We start from the raw sequence: 24,945 nt of genomic DNA, 5'->3' as shown, positions 1-24,945 counted from the left end.
TATTATGTAAGGCTCTATAATCCATATCGATTTTTTGCCATATCAAAAACTCCCCACCAACTTATGGTTGGGTCGTTGATTGCAATGTTTAGTCCATACCTAAATGCAGCGAGCCTTTGCTTTGGTGTGCCATGGTGATCTGGGTGATTAAAAGAGTAGTCACCTGATTGATAAGCATCTTCCATAGCGAGTTGTACATTGAGCAATTTGTTAGCGTTCACGATTTCATAATTTCCAAAATTTGAAACGACCATTCCCACATACCAACCTGACATGACATCAGCCATTAATTCAAGGTTGGGCGTGTCTCCATTAACACCCTCTAAATACTGGCCTATGTGAGCATACTCATGGGCTAAAATTGACCAAATTTCAGCAGTTTTTAGGTTGTTTCCCTCTAGATTGAGTACATTATTCCAAAGCATATTCCTGCCAAAAAGGATTGTATAGTTGCTGCCTGGATCGATTCCAAAAGACAGCGCCATCGCATTCGGTGAATTGTAATCTTCATAAAAATAGATATTGGGTATCTCATGATCGTCCAATTTCATTTCTTCTATTATCCATTGAGAATGATTAAAAAAATGATTTTCAAAATTAGAGTTCCCAGGGAAATAGATCAGGTCATAGTTTTTATAACCTGAGTGTGACGACGCTTTTGTTGCTGAACATCCATCGAAACTTCCTAAGGTAATGTATCCATAGCTTTCGCTTTGGAAGTCAGTTGAAGCACAACCAGTAAGTAAGGTTATTAAGACCAAATAAATTCTTAGTTTCATTGTTGAATCCTAATTTACAACGATAGCTGCTTGCCAATAGGGTCCTATTGATTGGAAATCAACCTCTGCTGAGAAAAATGCAAGAGGATCATTAATCAAGAGAATCGCTCTTGGGCCGTATCGCGTATTTATCCATTTCATTCCTCTAATAACTACAACGTGGCCAGCATATGGAGTTGTTTTCACAGCCATTATGATCGGCCGTCCTGCTAGGAGAGTGTTGTAGATCGTCATAGGATCGGCCGGAGGATTAATCGATGAATAGCGACCTCCAAAGTGCGCTATCAAACCTTGAATTTGTTGAAGGCTTCCAGTGACAGAACACCTTCGGAAATCGCTACAACAATATTGAGGAGGTTTATTATTTGCGATTGCTACCATTGAGCACTGTGCTGGTGTTCCCTGAACTCCTTGTAGTGACATCACTATTTGTTGAGCAACCGCTGCCCAGCACCAAACTGGAGTTTGTTGGCTAATGTTTTGTATCCGAAGATCAATAGGCCTAGGTAAATTTTGAGCATTTGCGACACCAATTTTTGTGCTCGCTAAAAAAACGAAAACTACAACTAATACGACTCTCTTTGCTAAGTATTTAATCCCCATATTTCACTCCTTTACTGTCCCCATGCTATCTAATAATAGTCTTTTCTATTTAGAAATTACAACTTGGGTAAACAATTTTTTTATTAAAATAAATTTTTAGTGTCTATTTCCAACCTGAAAAAGTCTTAGTTACTCTTAGTTAACAAACACTACAGGTGTATCGCGGAACCCCATCCCGTAAAATTTTCGTAAGAAAATAAGGGCGCACTTATGCAAACTTTCAGTTTGCGTGCGACAAAAATTAAAACCAAGGTTTGAATTTTTTATGGCGATCTATAGCTGTCGTGTACAGACAATCAGTCGATCTAAAGGCCGTTCGGCCACCGCTGCCGCTGCGTATCGAAGTGGCACTTCGATAGAAGATATTCGCACGGGCGAAATCCATAATTACACTAACCGTGGTGGCGTTGAAACGACAGGTATCGTATTACCTAGTAATGCTCCCCGTGAGTTATATCAACGCGACACTCTGTGGAACGAAGCCGAAGCAGCGGAGAACCGAAAGAACTCTACGGTTGCTCGTGAAGTTCTTGTCGCTGTACCACATGAGTTAGATCAAGAGTCGCGCCAAGAGCTTATCGAAAACTACGCTAAGCACCTTTCTGATCGTTATCAAACTGGTGTTGACTACGCGATCCATGAGCCAGATTGCGAAGGTGATAATCGTAATTATCATGCTCATATTTTAATGACTACGCGTCGAATTGATGAGCAAGGTTTTGGAGCAAAGACGCGCGAGCTAGATGAAATTCGTGGAGAGAACCCGCGCGGTAGATTAGAAGTCAACAATATTCGCCAGACATGGGAAGAGCACGCCAATAATTCGCTTGAGCGTTCTGGTAAAGATGAACGTATTGATAGTCGAAGCTTGAAAGAGCAAGGAATTGATCGTCAACCAACTGTGCATATTGGGCCAAGTGGAAATGCTCTTGATCGACGTAACGAATTCTCTGAACGAGCTGAGCTCAACAAACAGATACGCGATCTAAATAAAGAGCGTGTTCAAGCGCTTCGTGAACTCAAACAACTTCATAAAGAACAACGTGAGTTAAGTAACGAACTCTCAGGGTTATACAAGGAGCGCAAAGAGGCAAACAGTGATTTAAGGAAGGCTGAACGTCTAAAACCCGCAGTTGATCAAGTTAATGAATCACGCGGCCAAGTTCTAAAAGACTTGCAAGCTAAGCACGACAGATATCAAAAATGGCATGACCGAGAAATAGAAAAATCGGTTGGCGATTACCACAGTTTTTCAGCGTCTGAGCCAACTAAGAAAAAATGGTTCGAGCGCCAAGAAAAATTTGAACAACGTAAGCAAGATTTTGAAATTGAGAAGGCGCAAAAATTTGAATCGATGCACCGAACGATCTCGGAACATCGAGCGCCAACTATGGCCGATGCTGTTTCAAAGTCTTCCTCAAAAGCAGCCTACGATCACAAGATAAAGAAAACTGAAATTGAAGCGAATGTCTATTCAGACATCAGCGGCCAAGTCGAAGAAAAATCTGCAAAGGCCGAAAGCATTCAAAAACAAATTTCTGAACGGTCTGAAGCTCGCAGTCACGTGCAAGATCGAATCAAATCGAACCGCGCATTACTCGCCGAAGTTGAGAAGAAGACGGCGGACACACAGAAGCAACTCGAATCAAATACCAACTCATTTACTGGAGACCCTATGAACCAAGATACTGAAATTTTTGAAGACAACATGCAAGCTAATATGACGGCCGCGAATAAACAAGAAGCGGCGTATTACCAAGGTGTAGTCGAACGGCAAGATGCTGAGGCAATGGCCGATCACAAAGCACACTTTGAAAAGCTAGAGCAACCTGAATTAGATAACTTGGATCAACCCCAAGACACTTCGCAAGCGGAAGCCATTGAGGTCAGTTCTGAGCGACAAGAGATCGATTCAATGCTGAATAAAGCTGAAGAAAAACAAGTTGAATCTGAACAGTCTCAGGAGAAAGAAGAGGACGATCTAGGTTATTAAAAATAGGCAGGGCTGATGTTGACGCACCAGCCCCTTACTCAACGTCACACCCGAGGTTCAATTCATGGTCACGACGCTAAATCACTCTCAATATAGCAAATCTCGCGATAGGAGTAACACATGGGCTTACTAGAGTTTATGACACTGCGTGGCATTCAAACCGCATTCGCATTTTGTTTTCTTAATGGACAGTTTGCGATCAGGCAGGCCATACAATTTAAATGGCGTGGTAATGTGCCAATAGGTATTTATTGGGAGACCGATATTCCCGCAGAAGCGCCATACTTAGGAATGCAGCCGCATGGTTCGCACGATTGGAAAATACAACGTGCTTATCACTCATTGCTCGCAAACTATGGAGCAGATCGCCTTCATTTCGATCGAACGTTTAAATATCTTCCTGGCTTACTTTTACTTGTACCATTGTTGCAGTGGTCATTTACTTGGACGGTAAATTCAAACTGGGAAGTGTACGAGTTGGTGATGGCTTTTTGGACAAGCCTTGCTGTCTTTATCGCACTAGCACCTTGCATGTCATCGACTTATGTTTGGCGTTGGTTACTTCCTGCAGTATTAGTTACTCCAAGCGAAGAAAAGGCATCTTTAGACGTTTTGTCTCGATGCCTAGTACGCCTGCGCCCCAGTGATGATATACCCAAAGATTTAGCTGATAAGTATCGAGTCGGTGATATTGACGCCGACGGCGATAGTGTCGTCGGCCAAGTGCTTGCCGCTGACTTTGAAGTTTCTGCTCTTTACTTACAGATCAGAGAAACACGCATTGCGTTCTTCTTCGCTGGTTTGATTCTGATGCTTGCAACCTGGTTACCAACCGACTTCACCGCGTTTGGTGTTGGCAGTAAAAGCACATTGCTATTTCTACTTATTGTTGGGCTATTTGTTTACGAAGTAACTCAGCCAGCGCCAAGTCAGCTTAGGGCTGAGGTGATGGACAAAGCGGCCAAACAATCTGCAACAGAATACCTTAGAGATTCGGCTGGGCGCGATTACTGGCAAAATATTGAAAAAGCCAAAGTTGAACAACAAACTAAAGCGGCAGCCGATAAATCCCCCTTATTTCACTTTGGAGTGTCCACTGGCGTACTAGCATCTAGGCGTGACCCTTTTGCGCCTGCATCTCAAGATATGCCCGTGACACTGTCACAGAATGACTTATCAACACACGTATTTGCTTTGGGAGCGTCAGGCACAGGTAAAACTAGCGCGATCATTCGGCCAATCTCAAGTCAATGGCTAAATCATAAAGCGGGCGGCTTGCTTGTTCTCGATGGAAAAGGCCAATTAGCTGAAGAACTTGAAGACGCGCCAGGTTATACCGTGATCTCACCTGAACGTTGTGACTATAACGCTATTGAGGGTTTATACCCTGAAGAAATTGCAGACTCATGCCAGGCAATCTTTGGCGGCAAGTCCAAAGAGGTAAGCATATTCGACGACGCTGCTAGAAATGCGATATTGAACGCCGCAATTCTTTTACATGAAAGTGATGCCGATTACACCATTAAGGCGATTTTTCGCTTATTGGATAACGAAGAAGAGCGGGAAGAATTGATGCGAGCCGTCGCCGAACCAACGCCATTGTTCGCGCGTGCATGTGAGTATTGGCTTATTGAATATGCTGAGTACTCCGACCGCGTAAAGTCGTCAGTCATGGTCACGGCCAAAACTTGGCTAACGCCTGTTGTGCAGAATCGCTATCTAGCACGCTGGAACGATTGTGCGACGGGTGAACGTATTGAGGCGGTCTGTGATGGTGCGCTTGTTGGTTTATCTCTGCCTGAAGCTAAATACGGCAAAGCGGGAAACCTAATCTCAATGTTTGCAATGCGCCGCATCTACCAGGCTGTAAAGCTTCGTGGTGATGCCTGGCGTAAAGCCGGCGGAGCTCAAGTTTTAATGGTCGCAGATGAAGTTCAAAACCTTGTTGGCCAAGCTGACCTTGAAATGGTGCCTATCGCACGTTCTCTCGGTTTAACTATGCTCTGGTCCACTCAGAACATCGACGGCCTTAATAGCCGTTTAGGCAAGGAAGAAACACAACAATTACTTGGTAACTTCTCAAACCTTATCGCATTTTCTCCCAGGACAAATCTAAGCGATGAGTTTGTCGCTAAACGAGTTGGCGAAGTATGGAGAACGGTTGTAGAACGTTTTAACGGTTTTCCAGATTCACGTTTTTCTATCGAATCATTTGTGCATTCGGGCACTGCAAAAATAATGCACGCCACACCCGATGAGCCGCTAATAAGCCGTAATGTCAACTTCGGGCGCATGGGGCATGTTGCTGGCTCTGAAAACCTTCTCTACGGCAGTTTCAAAATGCACATGTTGTTTCGCAAGCTTTTGCGTCTACCAATGCCTGATATGCCTGACATCAAAGAACCGTACGCTGATGTGCAGATTAAGCCATCTAAAGTAGTTACGGCAGATGAAATCGATTCCTTACTATCACGCCAAGGGTTAGCGCTCGCTGTATTCAGGCGAGCTGGCGTATTACGCCGTGACGTCATCGTTACTAAGCCGATGTATTCATTTGGAGGCGACCATGTTTAAAACCCCGAACCAAATGATTCAAGAGCTTTTTGGCTTTGATCATGGCTCTGTGCCTGTTGAGAGTTTTACTCACCCAATACGCAATCAATACCCTGATCTTGTTGGTTCTAGCAGCATCAGTAATACGACGAAGCAAAACTGGCAAAAGGCCGACCTTATTCCTATTGGCGTAATCATTGTCTTTATTGTTTCGATGGTGAGTTTTTTCGGTTATTACAAACCAGCCGCGAACCTAACCAAGGTCAATCTAAACATAAATCGCTTATCTAGTGCATTTGACAAACGCGCCAACCAGATTAACAGTATGGCGAACCGCCTGGATCAATTTGTTATTAGCAATAATTTGCCGAGGGAATTACAAAGCGCTATTTCCTTAGTCCGAAGTTCAGTTGATTCTTTATCTGAAAACAGGCCTAACGAGAAATTTATTGCCAAACGGTTTGCCGCTGAGGCTCGCTTTAGAGAGCTGTCCGCCTCAATCATAGAAAGTCGTGATTTATCTCTATACGGAGACCTCAGTGAGCTTCCAGAAGATTTTACGGATAAAGACTTAGTTGCTCGTGGCGTAAAAACACTGGAGCTTGTAGAGCAATGGAGTGATGAATACTCGACGACGGAAGAGGAGGCCGTAGACCTTCTTGATGTATTCACTGGCAAGGTCATGCCTAAACGAACTATCGAACTACAAAACTCGATACTCAAAGAGTGGCAAGACGCCCAGGCTTCATTACTTCAAAACTGGAAGCAACTGAAAGAGCTTGAAATAACCTTAACAACTCGTGCAGAAGCGATCAGAGCGGCTAGACAGCGCGAAGCTGAACGAGAGAGAGTCGTTCTTGAAAGACAACGCGAATATGAACTTTCCCAGAAAAGCAGTAGCAAAGTTGTCACACCAAGGAAGGTAGAAAAACCAGTACAAGCAACAAAGCGAGTGTCAAAGAAAACAAGAGCGAAACCTACCCAGCAACCCCGTAAAAAACAAAACAATGAACTCGAGCGCCGAAAGCAAGCGGCGTCAAAATTATTTGATTAACGTGGTATTAAACATGAAAAAATTATTTTTACTTTCACTGACGGCCTTTGCCTTAACTGGCTGTATGCCAAACAAACAGCTAACAAAGACAGTTGACGAACTTACTCAGCGATTTGCAGGCAAGAAATACAGTATTGAGCCAATAAAAGGCGAGGACGAACAATACTTGGTGCGCATCTTTAACACCGACGTTAAAAAGCGGCGTCTAAACCGCCAGATAGCAATGAGTGAAATCTGCCCGTATTCAAAATTTGCCGAGGTACTTGCTGAGAAAGAAGACCATAAAAACGGCAAAACGCAGCTTGTAGTCTGGTGTAGACCCAAATAGGTAATGAGTATGAAAATTATTAGATCCGCATTAATCGTTACCTTTCTGCTAACTCAACAAGCACTCTCGCATGATGCTGAAGTTACGCGCTTATCAGTCTGTCAAAAAGAGCCTGGCGTCTACTTCATAGAGATCGACAAAGTATTTTATCGAACAACAGTAGAGGTGAAGAGTACATTGATTTTCATTGATAACCCCCCAATACAAGCCGCTGGCGGTTTATGCAACTGCAAATCGCGTGACTCGAAACCACCAATACTTATTTGTGACTAACGATCAATTTATTGACCCTTGAGGAATTTAAAAATGAAACTATGGCATTTCCTAGCAGCAGCTATCGCAACATTGATTACCGTTCCCTTTACAGTAATTGCTCTACCATTTGTTAACGGCCTTTGTGCAACCTTGGTGATATACCCCTGCTCAACTGCACTACTTAAACTTGTCGATGAGTAGAGCTCAAAGTAGGCGTTGCAGCTCGCAGTAAACTTAATTTAGGAGTCAATTATGAGAAACGATCAAACAGTTAAAAAAGATGATGAGACAAATGAAAAACTAGCGACGATGATGGACGACATTGTAGAGCGTATCGAAGCAGGAGAAGTAACTAAAGCCGCCACAGTAGATGCTGAAGCGGCTCGCGCGGCTGGCGTTATTAGCTGGGGTTCTGAAAACGGCGTTGTAGTTGGTCACCTTCCTGACGGTACTAAAGCTGACCCAAAAGACCACGGTCTAGAAAACGATTAAATGATCGAAACCAATGTAGGCGTTACAGCTCGCAGTAAGCTGTCGTTGTTAATCTTTTGCCTGCTGTTTTCTGGGGTATCGTTTTGCAAAACCAAAAACGTAATCATACTCTTTGGCGATAGTATCACCGCAGGATCACCTTACACTTCTGGCAACATCGGCGGTAAACGTATCGGCCCAGTCCAGGAGCATCTACAAACTTTATTAAAAGAAAGCGGCAGGGATGCTGTCGTACTTAATTTTGGATGGAGCGGCACGACCACTCGTGATGCAGTCCATAGACTTAAAGACACGCTCATCGCAGCTAAGAAACTTGAGCCCGCAGATTATTACTATTTAGCGGCAATGTATGGAACTAACGACTCTGGTGTTGGTATTTCAGCTAGGGAAACGCAGTCCAATGTCGAGCTGATCATTGACGCAGCTAGGCGTGAAAACGTCACACCTATCATTGGAACAATTACACCAAAAAAGAGAACTAATATATGGCCTGTTCGACCTTACAATAGATCGATTTTTCATGCTGCAAAAAATAAGGGCGCGTTGTTAGTTGATCATAACGCTAAATGGCTGAGAGGCGGTTTTAATCTACTAAGTAAAGATGGTCTACATCCCAATAAATACGGTTATGAACTAATCGCGTACACTTGGTTTAATTTAGCATTCGAGTCGCTGATTGAGCCTTCGGAAAAGCCAGATACCAATTATCTAACTATAGTTTTAAGCTTGTTAATGAATTAACCTATCCGTGAAAACCTAGATTGTCTTAAACGTTCAATAAGGAAGTCTAGACTTGACCTAACGCTCAACGGCTTATTTTCTTTGGAAGCAGATATTTTTTTGATTAAGCCTTTTTATCTGCATTTTATGCATAATTACTAGTTCGGTACGCTACACCAGCTAAAACCGAGATTTAAAGACTGTTCTCTGACGGCTTTAGCCTTTTCTAATAAAGGTTCGTAGTTCACTAGATGGTCTCTTGCAGTTTCAAATTGATCCTTTGAGAAAGCTATTCTACCTAAATTGCATCCTGTAAATATATATTCCATTGTCTCATGATACCTACTTTCATAACTTTGCCAGTACTGGAATTGACCTGGCTGAGTGTAAATATAGCTCGCAATTTCACTAGTAATTGGAACACCATTCAATGTGGATACTTCGTTTGGGTATAGGTTAAACGGCAGTGTTAATATATTTTGGGGATATACAAAATGTGCTACTTCATGAGCGAGCAGTCCTATCTGGATATCTTCTCCATACTGAGTCATATTATTATGGTTAAATCTAATTGAATCTTTAAAGGCATGAATTCCGTATAAATTAGAGTCTTCAACAACGGAAAATAATTTACAGTTAGAGTTATTAGAGTTAACCCCACACATTCTCTTCGAGTACTGCTCTAGGTTTAGCGCATATGGAGTCTGCGTTTCTACCCCTGAAGGAGTCGATGTATCAAATTCAGTGTCGTCATGGATGCAAAGACTCTTTTGAACATCTGGTTGCTCCTTTTCAGGCTTGTCATTTTGGGGAGTTTCTTGGCTTTTAGGTGTGGTTGGTAGAATGCCCCCATCTCTTTGAGCATATTCTTTTATCTCAAAATCAACAAAATTTGATGCAGATTGAGAGGAGCCTATATCAGTCGCCCAGTCCATGGCTTTAAGCAAACTTTCCTGTGAATCAACAAATAAGACATTTGATACGAATTCAGACTCGGAAAACTCCTTCAACGGCTTTATTTGATCTCCACTAAGGCCGAAACCGATTACAACAATGTCAAAGTTATATTTGTCACCGAGCCTATTAGCAGCTATTTCTGAAATCCTGTTTGAACTACAGAATGAAGATGAGCCTACTATTGCAATTATTCGACGATAAACATTGGGGGCTTGCTCTAGATCTTTAAAGTCACTGGTTGCGCTTATGATACCAACTTCAAAAGTTGGTTTGCCCTTCGGAGACACTTTCCCTAATTTGGAAATCGCTTTTTGCCGGGCATCCGTTGAAAAATCTAATAGTTTTTTGGTGCTATCTTCTCCAGAACAGCTTCCTCCAAATGTTCTAAGAGCAATATGGTCAGAACTATGTAAATCCTGCGCAAAGTGTTCTTCTACCGCGAGTAAAACTGAGTCCCATTTTGTCTTTTGGTCTCTCTCGATCATGAGCATATTTTCGGAAGCCTCGATCAAGATTTCAATATAATGTCCAGAGGGCTCGTCAGTAGGCGCCAATTTATCCCATATAACAGTCAATCCAATTATTACTGGAACAAGAGCAGCTACAGTTTGAAATAATGCACGCTTATAAAAAGGTAAACTTGGTGAATTCCTTTGTGCGCCTTTTAAGCGTTCTCGCCATAGCTGAGCTTTTCTACTTTTAGGCTCTTCCATAATATACGTGTCCTATTGATTTCCTAGATTCCATACCCTTCCTCTAAAACACTTTGGCTAAAAATTTTTGAACAGAATAAGAGTTTGCTTGTCTTGAAGGAAAAGTTACTCATTCGATCATCTTACAACCATTAATAGATATTTTCGAACTCTGATTGATGCATTTTCAGGTGTAAGTGCGGATTTTACAAAGATGTTCGTGTAACTTAGTTTTTTGACAGTGCCTTCTTAAGCAGGCGTATACGCTCTTCTGTGTCAATCTGGCCGTTGATCCACATCTCTCTAAGCTCGTACGTTAACTCATCCTCGGGTGTGATAGGCGCATAGCCTTCAAGAGCATTTGATGCTTCCACAAACTTTACGGCGTTTTGGCGTTCTATAAGTGTTTGAGAGCTGCTCTCTATAGTTGCCGTACAGCTATTCAAATCTTTAGGATACTCTTCTAGTAACTGAGCTAACTTAGTTAAGGCTATCAATCCTGAGTTCTTAGGTGTTGGCATTAGTTATAGCTAGGTCCATGCTTGTTGATGGCGCGATAGATAATAGCTCAGGCCTATCAAGACTTCGTTCCAGACATGGGGAAATTCTGGGTAATTCCTGAATAGGATTCCAGCATTCATTCAGCTTCTGAATCAGCATTGTATATTCATCACCGTAGACTTCGCTGGTTCTGCGTTTTGGAAGGCGTATTTTCAATTCAGCAACTTCGCCGTTGTTAATGAGCTCCGAGATAAAATTGAGTGAATTCTCGTCGAACATCATTATCTGTACGATACTGCTCACCTGTTCAGGGTAGAGAGGTTTCATAGTCGATTTTATTCGTCTAGCAATTAATGGCCAATGCCGCGCATCAAATCGAATCGTTTTGTTTTCGCTTTCATCGTCTATTACTTCATAACTTAGCTTTTTATGGTGATCCACAAATAAGTTAACTAACGCTCTAGTTTGAGCTATTTGCTTGGCTGCTCGTTCTGAATAAAACTTGGAAAATCGAGCCCTGGTATCATTTGAAACTCGATTTTTAGCAACTAACTTAGCGCTGTCCTTCGCTAGACTTGAGCGGCTAATCCCTTTCCTAATTTCCTTTGAGTTAAAGTCAATCGCTAGGTGAGCCAGGACTTTATCGATACATGAAATGTCGTATATCTCAGTCTTCCCATCGCCATCTCCAATATCAACGCGATAATCGTGTAGAAATTTTCTAAATCCCACCTCTATTCTATAAACATTGGCATCATCCGTGGAGAGCGAATAAGAAGATTCGTAGTCTACTTCACCAATCCATCTCAGGCTTTTGATTCTATTGAGCACATTATCAGCTTTCCCTATTTTCAATACTCCTCTATCAGGGAAGATCAGAATGTATAAATTTGAGCCTTGCACCTTCACTTTTTACCTCAGTTCAGCTTTTCTCGATTGCACTATTTTGTTGAAATTGATTCGACGTATGTACTTAATGCCTGTCTGTCTCTTTCATTGGCGTGTTGAATAGCTTTGTTAAATAAGTCTCCAATCTCACTATCACCACGTCTATATTGATTCACTAAAAACCCTCCTAGTATTATTTTTGCCCTAGTTTCTTTCTTTCTCGCAGCTTCTTTTTCTCTGGCGTCTATTGCGCGCATTTGAGCTTTAAGTTGCTTTTCGCGATCATTTATCTTTTTAAGTTGTAGTTCGATTTCTGCCTTTCGTTTATTTTGATTCATAGTGTTAGCTCGGGTTAATTTTGAATATTTGATTCTAGAGAAGAGAGTGCCATTTCGAGCACGCGAGAAATTTTTGGCTTCTTTCCCTCTACTTTTTTGATTCTGAGAATGAGTTTGTCTAGAGTATCGCCAGCATCTTCACTAATAAACGTACTTACTCGGTATGTGCGTCGAGGCGTTTTAGTTTTAAGCGAGACTGCCTCTGACTGTTCAGGTAAGCTTGTGTTTGCTACCTCGCTCGACAGTTTTGGTGGTGATGCTAAACCCTTCCCACGCGTTTTTCTGTTTTTCTGTAATTCTGCAAAAACGTTTTTCTGCTTTTCTGTTTTCACGCTCAATTACCTCAGAAGCTTCGATAACAGCTGATGAACGACGCCTTTGGCGCTGTCATTGAGTGTTTGAAATGATGTTTCAGTAATTGAGTAAGAATCATTGATTGCTCCGCGATAGCCGACGCGCTCCCAAATTGCGCTCGAGAGAACTTGTAGTGAAGAGTCGCCAAAGTCGGCCATCCTTACATATTCGATAGCTTGGTTCAGTTCAGCAGCTGAACCAACTCTCGTAAAGACCAATACTAGTCTGTTCATCGGAACGCCATCATTTACTAGTTGGTAAAGCGTGCTTAGTGAGAGGTCTATATCTTTTTTGCTAGGTGGTGTTGGTAGAACTACCAAGTCAACATTTTGAGCTATCAAAGCGGTTGCAGAAGTTGCTCTGCTAGGTGCATCTATGATCGCTAGGCTTTCGTTGTTGAAGCAGTTGAGTGCGTCAGTTGCGCTATCAACTGAGTGAACAGGGAAGGTCGGTTCAATTTCGTTTTCTATGCGTGTAGTGAGCCATTGAGCCACGGTTCTGTGTTCCTTATCTAAATCAGCTATCGCAACGTCGAGCCCGTTACTGGAGCACTCCACAGCCATTGCACAAGCTAAGCTAGATTTCATGACGTTTCCGCTTTGGGAAATGAAAGCAACTTTGTTCATAGTAGTTATTAACTCAATTTATTTGTTAAGACGAAAAGTTATTCACAATTTTCGAGTGGCTAACTATAGGTATTATTTATATTGATACCCATATAGGTTGTACCCCTAAATATGCGTATTAGTACCTGTGAATATGCGTAACAAAACCCTCGTTTATGCGTAAGCTCGCCTAAAAAAGAACCTCTGTTTATGCGTGGATAAACTCTTGGCTCCACAGGTTTATCCACAACTAAATCCATTGCTTTGAAACATGTGTTGGGCTTGGGTGTAATCGGACGCGCCCGTACAAGAACTCTACGTTTACACTGGGGTAGATCACTTGCACAGCTATCAGGTGTTTCTTAAATGCTTCTTGGAAACGGTTTAAGCCTTTTTTATCCGACGCATACCCCGTTCCGATTTGCTCCTTGAGGCTTGACCAGGAAATAGTCACAGGTTCGACGATAATGCTCATTTTGTACGTAAGCCATATGTACATATCCATCGCCATAGGGGAGTTTTTAAGAAGGCTTAGAGCCCTCATGTCAACGGGGGCAGAACTGTCGATGATCTGATCGTAGAACTCCTGAGAAAGTTCAATATAAGAACGGTTTAGTAGCACGGTTTCTGAAGCTACAGGAGTCCACCAATATTGCTGTTTACTCGCTAGTGCTAGAGTTTCGATCTTTTCACAACCATTTTCTATGGTTTGGTGACCAATCGAGCATGAGAACAAGCTTACTAATTGTCGTTTAACACGTCGTATGCTGCCTTTATCGCCACCAGTTGAAGTCATGCTTAGCTCTCGAAGAAAACCCGCTAGAGAGCCATTGATGTCGATGCGTTTGGACTTCGTTAGTTTAACTTCAGTAGCAATCCAAGCCATAATTAAACGAGGTAGGCCGCCAAACGGGAGGCCAACGTTATTAACGTCTGCATAGGTGACCTTTAACCTGCCATCAATACGCTCGAATATCCGTTCTGAGGTTTTACTGTGAGGCATTGTGGCTCTAATTAGTATTGTTGGCATATAGCCAATAGTGCCAGCCTGATACGCGCTGTACATCTGTATGATGCCTGCGCCTTCTATCAGTTTCTTCTTGTGGCGTGTTATTTTATTTTGTCCCATCGAAAAGGATCAACTATTCAGGAGTGCCGTTATCCACGAGCTCGGCAATGCACATAGCCTTGAAATAAACTCTTCGTCCTATTCGAACTTTTCCTGAGTTCAAATGCCTAGATACTGCATCGTCTTTACAAAGTGAAACTCGTAGGCCTTCCTGGCTTCGTCCGAGTACTTCTGCAACAGAGCCCATTTTCAATAACGGGCCATATGTATTTTGTAAGTAATCTAGCGTAGTGTTCATATTGTTTACCTTTACTTTACGTTGTTAACGCAATATAAAAAGGTAACTGAATCATCTCTACACGTAGAGTTAACCTATCTATCCGTAAACAGAATATGCCTGGACCGAAAAAGCGAACGCCACAGCAAATACTTGAGTATCAAATTCGGACTCAGGTGTGGCTTGAGTTCCTAATGGAAGGGACTGGCGCGAAGTCAATTAATCAACTTGGGGCGATTATTGATGACACTGCTGAAAGAGGGGGAACAAAATGGGCGGACTATGCGAATTTGAAAAAAGCATCTTTCCCAAATCAAACTACTTTGAAAATAGCTGAGTCTGTTGTTTCGGGCTCGCATGAGGCATTTTTTTCTGGCCCAAAGCAATCGAGAATATTTGATTGCATGTGGTCAAACCTTGGTGAAATACATAAGCTTGTCGAGAGCGATTCGTTAGGCATCTCTCATGAGCTTTTCTGGTTAAATCAATTACTACCTCATGGATACCTTAGGCAGTGTGATGATGTTAGTTTACAAGCTGTTATTGGTGGTATTGCAAAGATTCTTGAATCGAACAAGGTATCTCCAAAGCAGAACTTAGATATTGGAATTATCCCAACTCAGCTTAGTTTTTTTAGTGGCTGTATAGCTGTTTTGAGGTTTGCGATAGAACGCGACTATTACCATCAGTATTCCTATGTAATTGAATTAGTCGATATTGTATTGCAGTATCTCGATAGCGAACATGCGCCAAGTGCTTTATATAATCATAGAACTAGTAATTTAATACTGACCTGGCTTTACGCCGAGTTAGAAAGATGGGCTGCTTATAGTCAGGCAGGAATTTTTTATAGATATAATGGGAGGTATCCTAAGCTTGAATCTTTCCTGAAATATCCTAAATCTCTTGTTTCAGGGTACAAAAACATCGTGGTCGTATCTCATGAGGGTAGTCCAGAAGATAGTATATCTCTGGAAGCAGAGCTTGGTCTGAAAGAAAATAGCTCATGGTTTAAGCCGTTTAGAGCAGCTATTATCTAATAGATACATCTATTTAGAAAAATTAAATATATGAACCGTTTTGGTTCACAATTAAATAAGGAATTAATTAATGAGAAGAAGACCAACAACGCAGGATGTCTCTTGGTTTCTAGACCTAAATGAAAGAGATCAACTTAATTTGAACCCTCCTTATCAAAGACGAAGCGTATGGTCACGCAAAGATAAGTTGTTTTTTCTTGATACAGTTTTCAAAGGTTACCCTTGTCCAGCTATATTCTTGCACAAAGAAACTGATGACCAAGGGAAGGTTACTTTTCATGTTGTTGATGGTAAACAAAGGCTAGAAACAATACTTAGTTTCTCTAAGAATTCGTTGACGTTTCCTAGAGACCATCCAAATTTAGAACTTGCTGGGAAAAAATTTAAAGACCTCGAGCGAGAGCAGAGAGGGGAGTTTTGGGATTATGTCATTACCGTGGATATGCTAGACGTTGTTGAACAGTCAGTCGTTGATGAGGTCTTCGACAGACTCAATCGAAATTCCAAAAAATTGGATAGACAAGAATTGCGTCATGCAAAATACGATGGCTGGTTTATTCGGTTTGCAGAGGACCAATCCGAGCTTGAATGTTGGTTTGGTATCGGCTTATCTACGAGAGCTCGAGCTAGACGCATGAAAGATATTCAATTTTTATCTGAGCTTATGATGATAATTATTGACGGCGCTCCTCGTGGCTTCAGTCAGGATGAAATAGACAGGTATTATGCTGAATATGATGCTGCTGACGAACAAGACAGTGAGTTAGCAAATTTTGTCGTACCAGAGTTTGACGAGCGATTTATCGAGATTCGAGATTTTGTTGTTGAGATGAACAGCGTAAATAATTGTGTGCACGACCATGCAAGAAATTATATGCACTTCTATACACTCTGGTGCTTTGTCGCTAAAAATATTAGTGACATTGAGGTTGGCACCGTATCACTAAAATACCATGAGTTTATGAGTGAGTACTCTACGATTAATCGTGATGACCACCCCGAAGCAGATGATAACGTTGAAGCGCATATGAAGTATGCAATGAATAGTGTAGGGGCAAATACAGACCTCCCTCAGAGAATGGCCCGTCTTAATGCGCTCGAGGCAGCATTGTTAGGATGAAGGTAGTTGGCTCTGTTCGTAAAATATATGATGATCGACGCCCTCTTTACCAAAAATTGAAGAAAGCGGTTGATCAAAAAATTACCAACCTAAAGGAAGACAGGTGGCATTATGAGTCGAGAATCAAAGAGCTGGAGAGCTTTAACCTGAAAATTGAAACTGGTAGATATGTAGAGCCGTCAACGCTAGAAGATTTTTTTGCTGCAAGTATAGTTGTAGAGAATTTATCGTCTTTGCAAAGGGCGGTTAATTTAATAGAAAGAGAATTTGAGGTTGTTTATCGCAGACCTAGAGAGCCCCAATCGACTCACAAAAACCCTTTTGATTTTTCATTCGACGATCTGCGATTGTATGTGAATATCCCTGAGGCAGAAGGATTGAGACCAAAGGATTACAACGGCGTTTTGTTCGAACTGCAGATAAAAACGTACTTACAGCATGCCTGGTCGATTGCTACTCACGATCTAATCTATAAATCGAATGAGGCGAGCTGGAGTGCAAGCAGAATAGCCCATCAAGTAAAGGCAATGCTTGAGCACTCAGAGTTGTCAATTTTAGAAGCTAAGTCGCTATCAGAAAGTAGTCTTCTCGCTATGGAGAACTATGAGTACCGTGATCTAACTTCAATAGTCAATCTTATTGGAGAGTATTGGCCTGAAGAGCAGCTACCCGAAGACAAAATAAGGGTGGCCAGAAACATAAGAGAGGTTTTTCAGAAATCAAAAACGAATATCTCAAAGCTTAAGAAAATTTGTAGTGATTCAACCTTTATAGGAGATAGTCCGCATAAAAATTTATCACCATTGATCGCAGTTACATTGGGCCTAATCGAGCACTATAACGGTAACATCCCTATGGTAGGCAACTGGAAACGTAGTGGGAAACCAGCTCAATTCTACCTACCAAATGAGGCAATTGATTTGTTATCTGATGAACTTCTCGAAAAGGTTGGAGATGTTTTTTTTACGGTAAGTTGATTGACTCAATTGTTAGTCGTATGGCCCAAGAAACCTGACCCCATTGAAATGAATAAGATGTGTAGGCGCGTCCGCGACCCAAACTTCGGTCTCCCAGCTGACTTCTGATACGTATTTGGCCATTATCTTTCTGTCAGGAAAAGCTGTGACATAAACTAAGCCTGGATTGGCGTCTTTAAATAGCTCAGAAAGCTGCCCGTGTCTTATTCCATCTACCGGTCCATGGCTAGTTACTGATTCAACAAGTAGAATCCAATCGCGCTCTGGCCAGTAGAGAACAACATCAGGTAATTTACCTTTTCGATTAACTTTGACTCCCAATTCCATTAGTCGTTCTTTTCTGAAAAAACCCTCTTTAGTTTCTGTATCGCCTATATAAATGACTTCGGAGCCCGGAGCAAATCGAGGGCCAAATTCTTCTACAATATCTCTTATCAGTTGGCTATGTGCTCCAGGGCTAAGTTTAATTTTCGTACCGTCGTCGAGAGTTAATGGAATCATTTCCATTTTTCTTTCCATTGCATATTTTTTTGTAAGAGTTCCTCTTTTACTAAGCCAGGATTCTAATGCTCCTTCCCACTTTTCAGTATTGTACTTTTGCAATACCTTTATCAGGTCTGGCGAGATCTGATAGCATGCTTTAGGGCTATTTACTGGCCGATCTGGCTGGTCAGGGTTATAGAGAGCAATTCCACCTTCCACGAACTGATGTAGAGTGAATCTTCTAAACGTTTCTCTACTATTTGGGGCATAGTTTTTTCCGTATACGTTTCTGCACCAATCCATAATTGGAGTTACACCTATCAAAGGATTCTGTAGCTGTTTCCAACTTCCCTCTGGGCTGAGGTTTAGCAAAGCTAACAACGTCAATGCCGATCTCTCATTTTGCTGTGCGCGTGGCATACCTAACATATCTAATACCTTTAAGGCTCCCTCAACTTTTTTTTGAGCGGGTAAGGGGCTAGAACTTTCTCCAGTCATTTGGCTTATTTCCTCGTCTATAATTTTGTCAATTTCTTCCAACGTACGGTTTTCAATGTTTCGCCGTCTTCCAATTTTTAGTAAAAGTTCTTTGTTGGGGAAGTGAAAGTTTCTAAGGTCAGATGCATTTACTTGTGTATGACCTCCAAAAAGGCGGTAGTAATCATCTAGAAGTTTGCAGTTCAAAAAGCAATATAGTCCTAACGCTAGATGCTTGTTCATACCAACTTTGTCTATATGAAAGACATTTAACTTATTGTCAAATCCAATAAGTTCGCCTGGTAAAGAGCCGTTGTAATAAGTTGCTACTATTCTTCGATGTTCTTCTTTCGAGCTAAGTCTTCGGACTACTATGAAGTGTCCTTTATTCTTCCACAATGTAGGAAGAGTTTTTTTCGATACATTTATAGCGTTGGATTTTTTTTCTATAGGCCAGGTTACTTTGTACTTCAAATGGGCTGGATAAAGCAAAGGAACCGATTGTTCTACAAGATTATCACGCAACTCCTCCCTAGCTCGAAAGTCTACAACGGGACCTGTTGATACCTGAATGCCTAGGTCATCTAATGTGCTCGTAAAGATACTTAGTCGGTCTACTAAATTTTGGTCTCTAGTGTTAGCTGCAATATGAAAGAATTTTTGCTGATCATTCGGGAAAACAACAGACTCAAAATTAACCGTGCGTTTAGTTAAGTCTTCAGCACTAACGGAGTTGGTCTCGCTATCTAAGAAAAAATCAGCATTAGGGCTTGAAGTGATGGTGACTTGACCCTGGTCTTTTCCTTTTACGAGGTGAATGATTACATTTTCTTGTAATACTTTGTCATTCGAAAATGCGTTAGTTCTGCTATCGAACAGGTGGATATGTTCTATAGAAGTCTCATTCAAAATTTGGTTTCTTAAGTCTTCATAGTATGGGCCATTACAGAATGATCTAGGCACAATCGCAACTAACTCTCCGGATTGCGCTAACTGTTTAATAGTAAGCGAAAGAAACCCTGAATACAGGTTTACTGCTTCTATTCCGGCAGTCATGAGCGCCCTTCTGTGATCACTATCGACTCTAATTTTTTTATAAGGGGGGTTCAGTATGCTGTGCGTATATTTTTTGGAATTTTTCCCAATACCCGATTTTGCGCGGTCTAATATGAAGTCCTTTTTATGATATTTAGACGTAGAATCAATATTAGAGAGGGACAATAATTCTTCGCATATATCTAGACTTTCTCGAATGAAGGGGGTTAAGGCTTCTTCGATATCAAATGCGTTTATTTCTATCGATTTGAGTTCTCCACGCTTTATTGATTCATCGACAAAGGCAGCTGATAGGGAGCAGGGACCGCAGCCAGGGTCTAATAGCTTTACATCACCCTTAATCGAGCTAAATAGTGAAGCCATGAAAAGGCTGATACCGCTTGGAGTGAAAAACTGCCCTAGTTGACTTCTTTTATCAGAATCAATAACAGTGTTTGCTCTTAAGCGTATTAAGTCTACTTGTTCAAGCGCGCCAGAGTATTGGTCTGCAGAGCTAAGTAAGGGCATTAGATTGTGTTTCCCCATATCCACTATACCTTCGCTATTTTACACACTAGATCTTCGCTTCTCAGGTGAGTATATCTCTTTAGCATTTGCATTGATTTGTGACCTGTAATCGATGCAACTTCCTGATCAGTTAACCCTGCTTCGACGAAGCGGCTTGTGGCTTCATGTCTAAGGTCGTGAAATCGAAGATCGTTAATTTCCGCTCTTTCGAGAGCGGAACTCCAAACTCTGTTTAGAGTATAAGGTCTACGTTTACCATCTTTACCTGGCTCTCCATAAAATAGTAAATTTGTATCAAGGGGGCGAATCGGGTGCTGTAGTACTTCCAGAAAGACAGCTTTTGCTTTGTCTGAGAGGGGTATCGTCCGCGAATCATTGTTCTTTGTATTGTGAATGGTCAGAACTCCTCGTTTAATGTTTACTCGTGATTTTTCAAGAGATAATATTTCTCCTTGTCGCATAGCAGTATACAGCGCTACACGAACTATCCAGCCCAAGAAAGGATTACTGTGCTGATTACATGCTCTTAGTAGTCGTTCTTCTTCATCGTCAACTAGCCTTCTATCACGCCCAGCTCCAGGGCTAGGTTTCCGCACATTCATTACAGGGTTAGAAACAAGGCCTAAGCCCCATTCTTTGATCGCAATTGAATAAAGGTGGCTTAGGAGAGCGAGCTCTAAGCGAACTGTGCTTGCACTTTTTCCTTCGTCTATTCGTTTGTCTCTGTACTTGGCGATGATCTCAGTGTTGAGCGCCGCTAAGCTATACCGTCCTAGTTGCGAGCGAAGTTGCTCTGCGCGGCCGTATTCTCGTTTTTGAGTTGAGGGCTTTTTCGTTGGCGTAACTTCTTCTGAGTATCTAAGCAATGCCTGGGCGATGGTGAGTTTTTCGGAGTGATTTCTGGGTATGTAAATACCGCGAATGATTTCGTCTTCGGTGGTGCGCGCCCAGTCTTCAGCGTCGCGTTTGATGCGGAATGTTTTGGATACTTTTGGCCAGCCAGAACGACGGATAATTGCCTTCCATTTTCCTGAATCTGTCTTAGTTATTGTGGCCATTTTTGAGTACCGAATCTGAGCAGTGTACCCAAATTGTACCCGTTGGGATAAGGTAAGGGAAATCAACGAAATGGCGCTCCGCTAACTTATTGATATATATATGAAAAATGGTGGCCAGGGACAGAATCGAACTGCCGACACGGGGATTTTCAGTCCCCTGCTCTACCGACTGAGCTACCTGGCCATTTTTCTGTCTGAGCTTGTTAGTCAGACTAAGGTGGGCTTCCTTTCGGAGCAGCGCATTACAAAGGAATGCGCTGTTTGAGTCAAGTATTTTTTGCCCTTTTTCGTCAGCTTTAGAACTCTTCGCTGATTGGATCGTTCGGGTTTGGCGGTGGAACGTAGTCTGCGGGCTTTTCGCTGCCGCCGCCAAATAGGAATTTTTCCATTTCGCTAACGATCATTTCTTTAGCTTTTGGGTCCATTGGGTTGAGGCGATACTCGTTGATCAACATGGTCTGGTGCGCGACCCATTGTTCCCATGCTTGCGCTGAGATGTTTTCAAAAACGCGTTTGCCGAGTTCACCGGGCCAGGTTTGGAAGGCGAGGCCGGGGGCTTCGATTTGGAGTTTTTGACAGAATACGGTGCGTGACACTTTACGGCTCCTATTGATTACCTAACGGTTAGTAGGTGTGTAACAATTTTTTCACGGGCGCGGCTAGGCCGAGCGCCTGATTTGACTCTGGTTTATACCATATGTGAGTGTTTTCGGCGACGATGTTGGCACGATGTTCAGCGCGACACAGCACCGGCGTGATCTCGAGCGTGTAGTGGCTGAAGGTGTGTTTGAGCATTGGCAGCGTTTCGAGTGGCGTGGCGGTAACATTACCAATGTGGTGCTCGGTTTGTGCTTCGTTCACCTGAGGTGGGCACCATAGTCCGCCCCAAATGCCCGACGGCGGGTTTTGCTGTAGCAAGAATTCGTCGTCGCTGTTTTTGATTAGCAACATGACCGTTTGTTTGGTTGGTTTAGTTGTTTTAGGCTTGCCGTGCGGCAATTCCGTAACGCGCGATTGGGCAAATGCCTTACAGTTAGTTTGTAATGGGCAAGCCGCACAATTTGGCTTGCTTCGCGAACACAGGGTTGCGCCAAAGTCCATAATGGCCTGAGTGTAGATATGTACGTTGCTGCTCGGTGTGTTCGCTTGCGCCAGTTGCCACAGCTGTTTCTCTACCGCTTTGTTGCCATACCAGCCTTCCACTGCGTAAAAACGTGCGAGTACGCGTTTAACGTTGCCGTCTAAGATGGCATGCGGTTGATGCTCTGAGAAGGCCAGAATCGCGCCGGCGGTGGACTTACCAATGCCGGGTAGGGCGATTACGTCGTCGATGTCGGTGGGGAATTTGCCGTTGTATTGTTGCGTAACGATTTGTGCGGTTTTGTGCAGATTGCGCGCGCGCGCGTAGTAACCCAGGCCGGTCCAAAGGTGCAATACCTCGTCGGTTGCCGCCTCGGCAAGTGCCGTTACGTTAGGGAAGCGCTGCAGGAAGCGCTCATAGTAAGGAATAACCGTAGTTACCTGAGTTTGCTGCAGCATGATTTCAGACAGCCAAATACGATACGCGTCGCGGGTATTCTGCCACGGTAGGTCGTGGCGGCCGTGCGATGCGTGCCAATCGACTAAGGTGTCGGTGATGTGATTCACTGCTTATGTCTCTCTTTTTAGGTCTGCGACGATGCGGTCGGCGGTGCGCAGCGCTAGGGCTTGAATGGTTAATGATGGTGAGTCGCCGCAACCTTGGGTTGGCAGCACGCTGGCATCGGCGACATAGCAATTAGACTGACCATGCACTTTGCCGAAGGCATCCACCACTGATGTTTCTGGGTTATGCCCCATACGACACGAGCCACCAACATGAGTTGCTGATGATCGAACGTTGCTGTCGGAGATGCTTTGGACCTTTGCATTCGGCGTGGCACGACCCCAGGCCAGTAACTTGTCGCGCATCGCGCTAATGGTAGCTTTGTCGCGTTGTGTGTAGCGGCTTTGGATATTCACCTTGGGTATGCCTGCCTGATCATTTTGCTGGCTCAAAAACACTCGGTTGTCGGCGATAGGTTCCTGCTCGGTAACGCCGAATAAGATAATTTTTTGCCCGAATGTCTGGCGTACTTGGCGTTTGTGCGCACGGCCGATGCCCGGCGTTTGCAAGGCGTGGTTAACCGGCCCAATCGCCGGGTACAGATAGCCCGCTGAGCCGAGCACAAAGCCGCTTATTGACGCGTCTTTGGGTTTATAGAAGTCCCACACTCTGGAATCTAGCGGAGGCCCGCGATACAGCTCTGTGTCGCTCGACAATTGCATTTGCACGCTGGCGACCACGGTTTCCATAAAGTATCGACCGACTTGGTCGTGTTGGTTGGCGAAACCGTTTGCTGCGGCTTGGTTGGTGCTCGCGAGCATTAAGCGTGGTGTTTCTACCGCGCCACCGGCTAGTACGTATCGCTTGGCGTAAAGCCGACTGGGCGTTTTGTCGTTGAGGCAGTTTATGCCGGTAATCGCGCCAGATTGATCAAGGGTTAGGCTGGTTACTCGGGTGTTGGTGATTAGTGTGAGGTTGCCGCTTGCTTCGGCGCGCGGAATAATGGCTTGGTCGATGCTTGATTTGGCGCCGAATACGCAGCCGAAGTTACAGCCGCCGCTATGTTGGCAGGGTAGTCTTCCGTCAATGCTTTGGCTTGGTAAAGCGAGTGTATTGGGGAGCACAGTAAAGCCCACTGTCTGAGCTGACTTGGCCAAAATACGGCTGCGGCTACTCAGAGGATGCGCAGGAGTTGGAAATGCTTCGCGCTCGGGCTTATGCGGATTGCCGACTTCTCCGGCTACGCCGAGTAAGGTCTCAGCTTGCTGGTAGTGGCTGGCTAGGTCGCGGTAGCCAATCGGCCAATCAAGTCCGTAGCCGAAGCGGGTTTTGATATTAAAGGCATGTTCGGCAAAGCGATGTGCTTCACCCTGGTAGTGCAGCGTGCTGCCGCCAACACCGTGAACTCGATGATAATGGAACGGTGCACGGCTTTGCTCGCCAGCTGCGGCAGCGCTACGGTAGTCGTAGTTGATGGTTTGTTCTTGTTGGCGTGCGTGTTCAAGTGGGTTGCGGCGCGACTCCCAATCTGGGTAGTTGAGCACAAAGTCCGTTTTGTGGTTAAAGCGCGGCCCGCGCTCAATCAACCCGACTTTAAAGCCTTGCTCACAGAGTCGTAGCGCCGCCATGCCGCCGCCCGCGCCGGAGCCAATAATGAGCACATCAAATTGCGGACTGGTCTGCTTACTCGACATGGTAGTTGGGGTAGGTCGTGGGATGTTGATATCCCATGCTTTGCTGGCCAATGGGCGACTCATAATACTGCGCCAGAACATGCCGCCTAAATTGCATAAAGTCGCGGCGAACTATGGGGTTAGTGCTTTGATACCAGTGCTTGCTTAGCTGCGCTTCGCGTTGGTCAATAGTGAGTCGGTAAAAGGCGCGGTGGTATTCCGTGACCGCGCTGCGTTCGATAATCGGCAATAGTCGAGCGATCAACTGGTTGAGCTTTGGTTGTTGGGCCATTTGCTGAGCAATGGTTTGATCAAGTCCTATGTCAATGCCACCGGGGAATTCGTCGCGCGGAACCAGTGTGTCGATCATGCTGGCGAGCGTGGTTTCGGGCTGCTTGCGCGGCGTGCCGTGCTGGTCGCTCTTCGGGCGATTTAGTCCCCATAAGGCCGCCCCGCCTAAGGTTATGGCGGATGCTAGAACCAAGCGGCGTTGCATATTCGGTCGGGTCAT

General features: G+C 43.6%; 25 protein-coding genes and 1 tRNA gene. 10 read left to right on the top strand and 16 right to left on the bottom strand.

Features of this window, described 5'->3' with window-relative positions; translation table 11 throughout:
- Positions 1-14: 14 nt before the first annotated feature.
- Positions 15-779 carry a hypothetical protein gene (locus DFR28_RS04535; protein ID WP_113953085.1) on the bottom strand — a complete coding sequence of 255 codons (765 nt, stop codon included), beginning with the start codon at positions 777-779 and terminating at the stop codon, positions 15-17.
- A gap of 9 nt (positions 780-788) precedes the next feature.
- Positions 789-1,382, bottom strand: coding sequence for a papain-like cysteine protease family protein (locus tag DFR28_RS04530; protein ID WP_113953084.1), 594 nt, complete (start codon positions 1,380-1,382; stop codon positions 789-791).
- Between the two features lie 265 nt (positions 1,383-1,647).
- Between DFR28_RS04530 and mobQ the strand changes: the two genes are divergently transcribed.
- The 7 genes from mobQ to DFR28_RS04495 all read left to right on the top strand — a co-directional run bounded on the left by mobQ (position 1,648) and on the right by DFR28_RS04495 (position 8,798).
- On the top strand, positions 1,648-3,375 hold the full coding sequence (gene mobQ, locus DFR28_RS04525; RefSeq protein WP_113953083.1) for a MobQ family relaxase: 1,728 nt from the start codon (positions 1,648-1,650) through the stop codon (positions 3,373-3,375).
- 120 nt (positions 3,376-3,495) lie between these two features.
- A complete protein-coding gene (locus DFR28_RS04520; RefSeq protein ID WP_113953082.1) occupies positions 3,496-5,949 on the top strand; it encodes a type IV secretory system conjugative DNA transfer family protein in 2,454 nt (817 codons plus the stop codon).
- Entirely contained in the window at positions 5,942-6,982 is a 1,041-nt protein-coding gene (locus tag DFR28_RS04515) for a hypothetical protein (RefSeq protein ID WP_113953081.1), read from the top strand. The genes DFR28_RS04520 and DFR28_RS04515 overlap by 8 nt, the downstream gene beginning before the upstream one ends.
- A 13-nt stretch (positions 6,983-6,995) precedes the next feature.
- Positions 6,996-7,310, top strand: coding sequence for a hypothetical protein (locus DFR28_RS04510; RefSeq protein WP_147250926.1), 315 nt, complete (start codon positions 6,996-6,998; stop codon positions 7,308-7,310).
- A 9-nt stretch (positions 7,311-7,319) separates the two neighbouring features.
- Positions 7,320-7,583: a hypothetical protein gene (locus DFR28_RS04505; RefSeq protein ID WP_113953079.1), complete on the top strand. Its 264-nt coding sequence runs from the start codon at positions 7,320-7,322 to the stop codon at positions 7,581-7,583.
- A 234-nt stretch (positions 7,584-7,817) separates the two neighbouring features.
- Positions 7,818-8,057, top strand: a complete 240-nt coding sequence (locus DFR28_RS04500) for a hypothetical protein (RefSeq protein WP_113953078.1) — start codon at positions 7,818-7,820, stop codon at positions 8,055-8,057.
- Complete coding sequence (locus tag DFR28_RS04495) at positions 8,058-8,798, top strand: SGNH/GDSL hydrolase family protein (RefSeq protein WP_113953077.1); 741 nt, start codon at positions 8,058-8,060, stop codon at positions 8,796-8,798. It begins immediately after the preceding gene.
- Positions 8,799-8,935: 137 nt separating this feature from the next.
- Here the strand turns inward: DFR28_RS04495 and DFR28_RS04490 are convergent, their stop codons facing one another.
- The 7 genes from DFR28_RS04490 to DFR28_RS04460 all read right to left on the bottom strand — a co-directional run bounded on the left by DFR28_RS04490 (position 8,936) and on the right by DFR28_RS04460 (position 14,115).
- Positions 8,936-10,447: a vWA domain-containing protein gene (locus DFR28_RS04490; RefSeq protein WP_113953076.1), complete on the bottom strand. Its 1,512-nt coding sequence runs from the start codon at positions 10,445-10,447 to the stop codon at positions 8,936-8,938.
- Positions 10,448-10,653: 206 nt separating this feature from the next.
- Entirely contained in the window at positions 10,654-10,947 is a 294-nt protein-coding gene (locus DFR28_RS04485; RefSeq protein WP_113953075.1) for an antitoxin VbhA family protein, read from the bottom strand.
- Complete coding sequence (locus DFR28_RS04480) at positions 10,934-11,836, bottom strand: hypothetical protein (RefSeq protein ID WP_113953074.1); 903 nt, start codon at positions 11,834-11,836, stop codon at positions 10,934-10,936. Before DFR28_RS04480 ends, DFR28_RS04485 begins: the two co-directional genes overlap by 14 nt.
- Positions 11,837-11,868: 32 nt before the next feature.
- The gene (locus DFR28_RS04475) at positions 11,869-12,153 is read right to left on the bottom strand and encodes a mobilization protein (protein WP_113953073.1); all 285 of its coding nucleotides are present in this window, start codon (positions 12,151-12,153) and stop codon (positions 11,869-11,871) included.
- A 14-nt stretch (positions 12,154-12,167) separates the two neighbouring features.
- Entirely contained in the window at positions 12,168-12,485 is a 318-nt protein-coding gene (locus tag DFR28_RS04470) for a hypothetical protein (RefSeq protein ID WP_113953072.1), read from the bottom strand.
- A 6-nt stretch (positions 12,486-12,491) separates the two neighbouring features.
- A complete protein-coding gene (locus DFR28_RS04465; RefSeq protein ID WP_113953071.1) occupies positions 12,492-13,133 on the bottom strand; it encodes a nucleotide-binding protein in 642 nt (213 codons plus the stop codon).
- A 229-nt stretch (positions 13,134-13,362) separates the two neighbouring features.
- Positions 13,363-14,115, bottom strand: coding sequence for a replication protein RepA (locus DFR28_RS04460; RefSeq protein ID WP_170131971.1), 753 nt, complete (start codon positions 14,113-14,115; stop codon positions 13,363-13,365).
- A 459-nt stretch (positions 14,116-14,574) separates the two neighbouring features.
- On the opposite strand from DFR28_RS04460, the gene DFR28_RS04450 reads away from it, so the two are divergent.
- From DFR28_RS04450 to DFR28_RS04440, 3 genes are all read left to right on the top strand, one after another.
- The gene (locus DFR28_RS04450) at positions 14,575-15,498 is read left to right on the top strand and encodes a hypothetical protein (RefSeq protein WP_113953068.1); all 924 of its coding nucleotides are present in this window, start codon (positions 14,575-14,577) and stop codon (positions 15,496-15,498) included.
- 70 nt (positions 15,499-15,568) lie between these two features.
- Positions 15,569-16,618 carry a DUF262 domain-containing protein gene (locus DFR28_RS04445; RefSeq protein ID WP_113953067.1) on the top strand — a complete coding sequence of 350 codons (1,050 nt, stop codon included), beginning with the start codon at positions 15,569-15,571 and terminating at the stop codon, positions 16,616-16,618.
- Entirely contained in the window at positions 16,615-17,595 is a 981-nt protein-coding gene (locus tag DFR28_RS04440) for a nucleotidyltransferase family protein (protein ID WP_113953066.1), read from the top strand. Before DFR28_RS04445 ends, DFR28_RS04440 begins: the two co-directional genes overlap by 4 nt.
- A gap of 12 nt (positions 17,596-17,607) precedes the next feature.
- Here DFR28_RS04440 and DFR28_RS04435 read toward each other — a convergent pair whose 3' ends face one another.
- The 7 genes from DFR28_RS04435 to DFR28_RS04405 form a co-directional block, all read right to left on the bottom strand.
- Complete coding sequence (locus DFR28_RS04435) at positions 17,608-20,136, bottom strand: BsuBI/PstI family type II restriction endonuclease (RefSeq protein WP_211316862.1); 2,529 nt, start codon at positions 20,134-20,136, stop codon at positions 17,608-17,610.
- Positions 20,137-20,141: 5 nt separating this feature from the next.
- Positions 20,142-21,176 carry a site-specific integrase gene (locus DFR28_RS04430; RefSeq protein ID WP_113953065.1) on the bottom strand — a complete coding sequence of 345 codons (1,035 nt, stop codon included), beginning with the start codon at positions 21,174-21,176 and terminating at the stop codon, positions 20,142-20,144.
- Positions 21,177-21,284: 108 nt separating this feature from the next.
- Positions 21,285-21,360, bottom strand: a tRNA-Phe gene (locus tag DFR28_RS04425).
- A 112-nt stretch (positions 21,361-21,472) separates the two neighbouring features.
- On the bottom strand, positions 21,473-21,772 hold the full coding sequence (locus DFR28_RS04420) for an oxidative damage protection protein (protein ID WP_113953064.1): 300 nt from the start codon (positions 21,770-21,772) through the stop codon (positions 21,473-21,475).
- A gap of 28 nt (positions 21,773-21,800) precedes the next feature.
- Complete coding sequence (gene mutY / locus DFR28_RS04415; protein WP_113953063.1) at positions 21,801-22,823, bottom strand: A/G-specific adenine glycosylase; 1,023 nt, start codon at positions 22,821-22,823, stop codon at positions 21,801-21,803.
- A gap of 3 nt (positions 22,824-22,826) precedes the next feature.
- Positions 22,827-24,518, bottom strand: a complete 1,692-nt coding sequence (locus tag DFR28_RS04410) for a GMC family oxidoreductase (protein ID WP_170131970.1) — start codon at positions 24,516-24,518, stop codon at positions 22,827-22,829.
- Positions 24,445-24,945: a gluconate 2-dehydrogenase subunit 3 family protein gene (locus DFR28_RS04405; protein WP_113953061.1), complete on the bottom strand. Its 501-nt coding sequence runs from the start codon at positions 24,943-24,945 to the stop codon at positions 24,445-24,447. The genes DFR28_RS04410 and DFR28_RS04405 overlap by 74 nt, the downstream gene beginning before the upstream one ends.

The organism is Arenicella xantha, from assembly GCF_003315245.1.
Classification (GTDB): Bacteria; Pseudomonadota; Gammaproteobacteria; order Arenicellales; family Arenicellaceae; genus Arenicella; species Arenicella xantha.
The sequence above is the reverse complement of the archived record's forward strand: the minus strand, read 5'-3'. Positions and strand labels throughout refer to the sequence as shown.

Bases quoted from the DNA above. Each gene is read 5' to 3' on its own strand.
- DFR28_RS04440 (WP_113953066.1), top strand. From the start codon at position 16,615: ATGAAGGTAGTTGGCTCTGTTCGTAAAATATATGATGATCGACGCCCT.
- DFR28_RS04490 (WP_113953076.1), bottom strand. From the start codon at position 10,447: ATGGAAGAGCCTAAAAGTAGAAAAGCTCAGCTATGGCGAGAACGCTTA.
- DFR28_RS04405 (WP_113953061.1), bottom strand. From the start codon at position 24,945: ATGACCCGACCGAATATGCAACGCCGCTTGGTTCTAGCATCCGCCATA.
- DFR28_RS04465 (WP_113953071.1), bottom strand. From the start codon at position 13,133: ATGAACAAAGTTGCTTTCATTTCCCAAAGCGGAAACGTCATGAAATCT.
- mobQ (WP_113953083.1), top strand. From the start codon at position 1,648: ATGGCGATCTATAGCTGTCGTGTACAGACAATCAGTCGATCTAAAGGC.
- DFR28_RS04410 (WP_170131970.1), bottom strand. From the start codon at position 24,518: ATGAGTCGCCCATTGGCCAGCAAAGCATGGGATATCAACATCCCACGA.
- DFR28_RS04505 (WP_113953079.1), top strand. From the start codon at position 7,320: ATGAAAATTATTAGATCCGCATTAATCGTTACCTTTCTGCTAACTCAA.
- DFR28_RS04530 (WP_113953084.1), bottom strand. From the start codon at position 1,382: ATGGGGATTAAATACTTAGCAAAGAGAGTCGTATTAGTTGTAGTTTTC.
- DFR28_RS04500 (WP_113953078.1), top strand. From the start codon at position 7,818: ATGAGAAACGATCAAACAGTTAAAAAAGATGATGAGACAAATGAAAAA.
- DFR28_RS04475 (WP_113953073.1), bottom strand. From the start codon at position 12,153: ATGAATCAAAATAAACGAAAGGCAGAAATCGAACTACAACTTAAAAAG.
- DFR28_RS04430 (WP_113953065.1), bottom strand. From the start codon at position 21,176: ATGGCCACAATAACTAAGACAGATTCAGGAAAATGGAAGGCAATTATC.
- DFR28_RS04450 (WP_113953068.1), top strand. From the start codon at position 14,575: ATGCCTGGACCGAAAAAGCGAACGCCACAGCAAATACTTGAGTATCAA.
- DFR28_RS04495 (WP_113953077.1), top strand. From the start codon at position 8,058: ATGATCGAAACCAATGTAGGCGTTACAGCTCGCAGTAAGCTGTCGTTG.
- DFR28_RS04535 (WP_113953085.1), bottom strand. From the start codon at position 779: ATGAAACTAAGAATTTATTTGGTCTTAATAACCTTACTTACTGGTTGT.
- DFR28_RS04460 (WP_170131971.1), bottom strand. From the start codon at position 14,115: ATGCCTCACAGTAAAACCTCAGAACGGATATTCGAGCGTATTGATGGC.
- DFR28_RS04520 (WP_113953082.1), top strand. From the start codon at position 3,496: ATGGGCTTACTAGAGTTTATGACACTGCGTGGCATTCAAACCGCATTC.
- DFR28_RS04485 (WP_113953075.1), bottom strand. From the start codon at position 10,947: ATGCCAACACCTAAGAACTCAGGATTGATAGCCTTAACTAAGTTAGCT.
- DFR28_RS04445 (WP_113953067.1), top strand. From the start codon at position 15,569: ATGAGAAGAAGACCAACAACGCAGGATGTCTCTTGGTTTCTAGACCTA.
- DFR28_RS04515 (WP_113953081.1), top strand. From the start codon at position 5,942: ATGTTTAAAACCCCGAACCAAATGATTCAAGAGCTTTTTGGCTTTGAT.
- DFR28_RS04435 (WP_211316862.1), bottom strand. From the start codon at position 20,136: ATGGGGAAACACAATCTAATGCCCTTACTTAGCTCTGCAGACCAATAC.
- DFR28_RS04510 (WP_147250926.1), top strand. From the start codon at position 6,996: ATGAAAAAATTATTTTTACTTTCACTGACGGCCTTTGCCTTAACTGGC.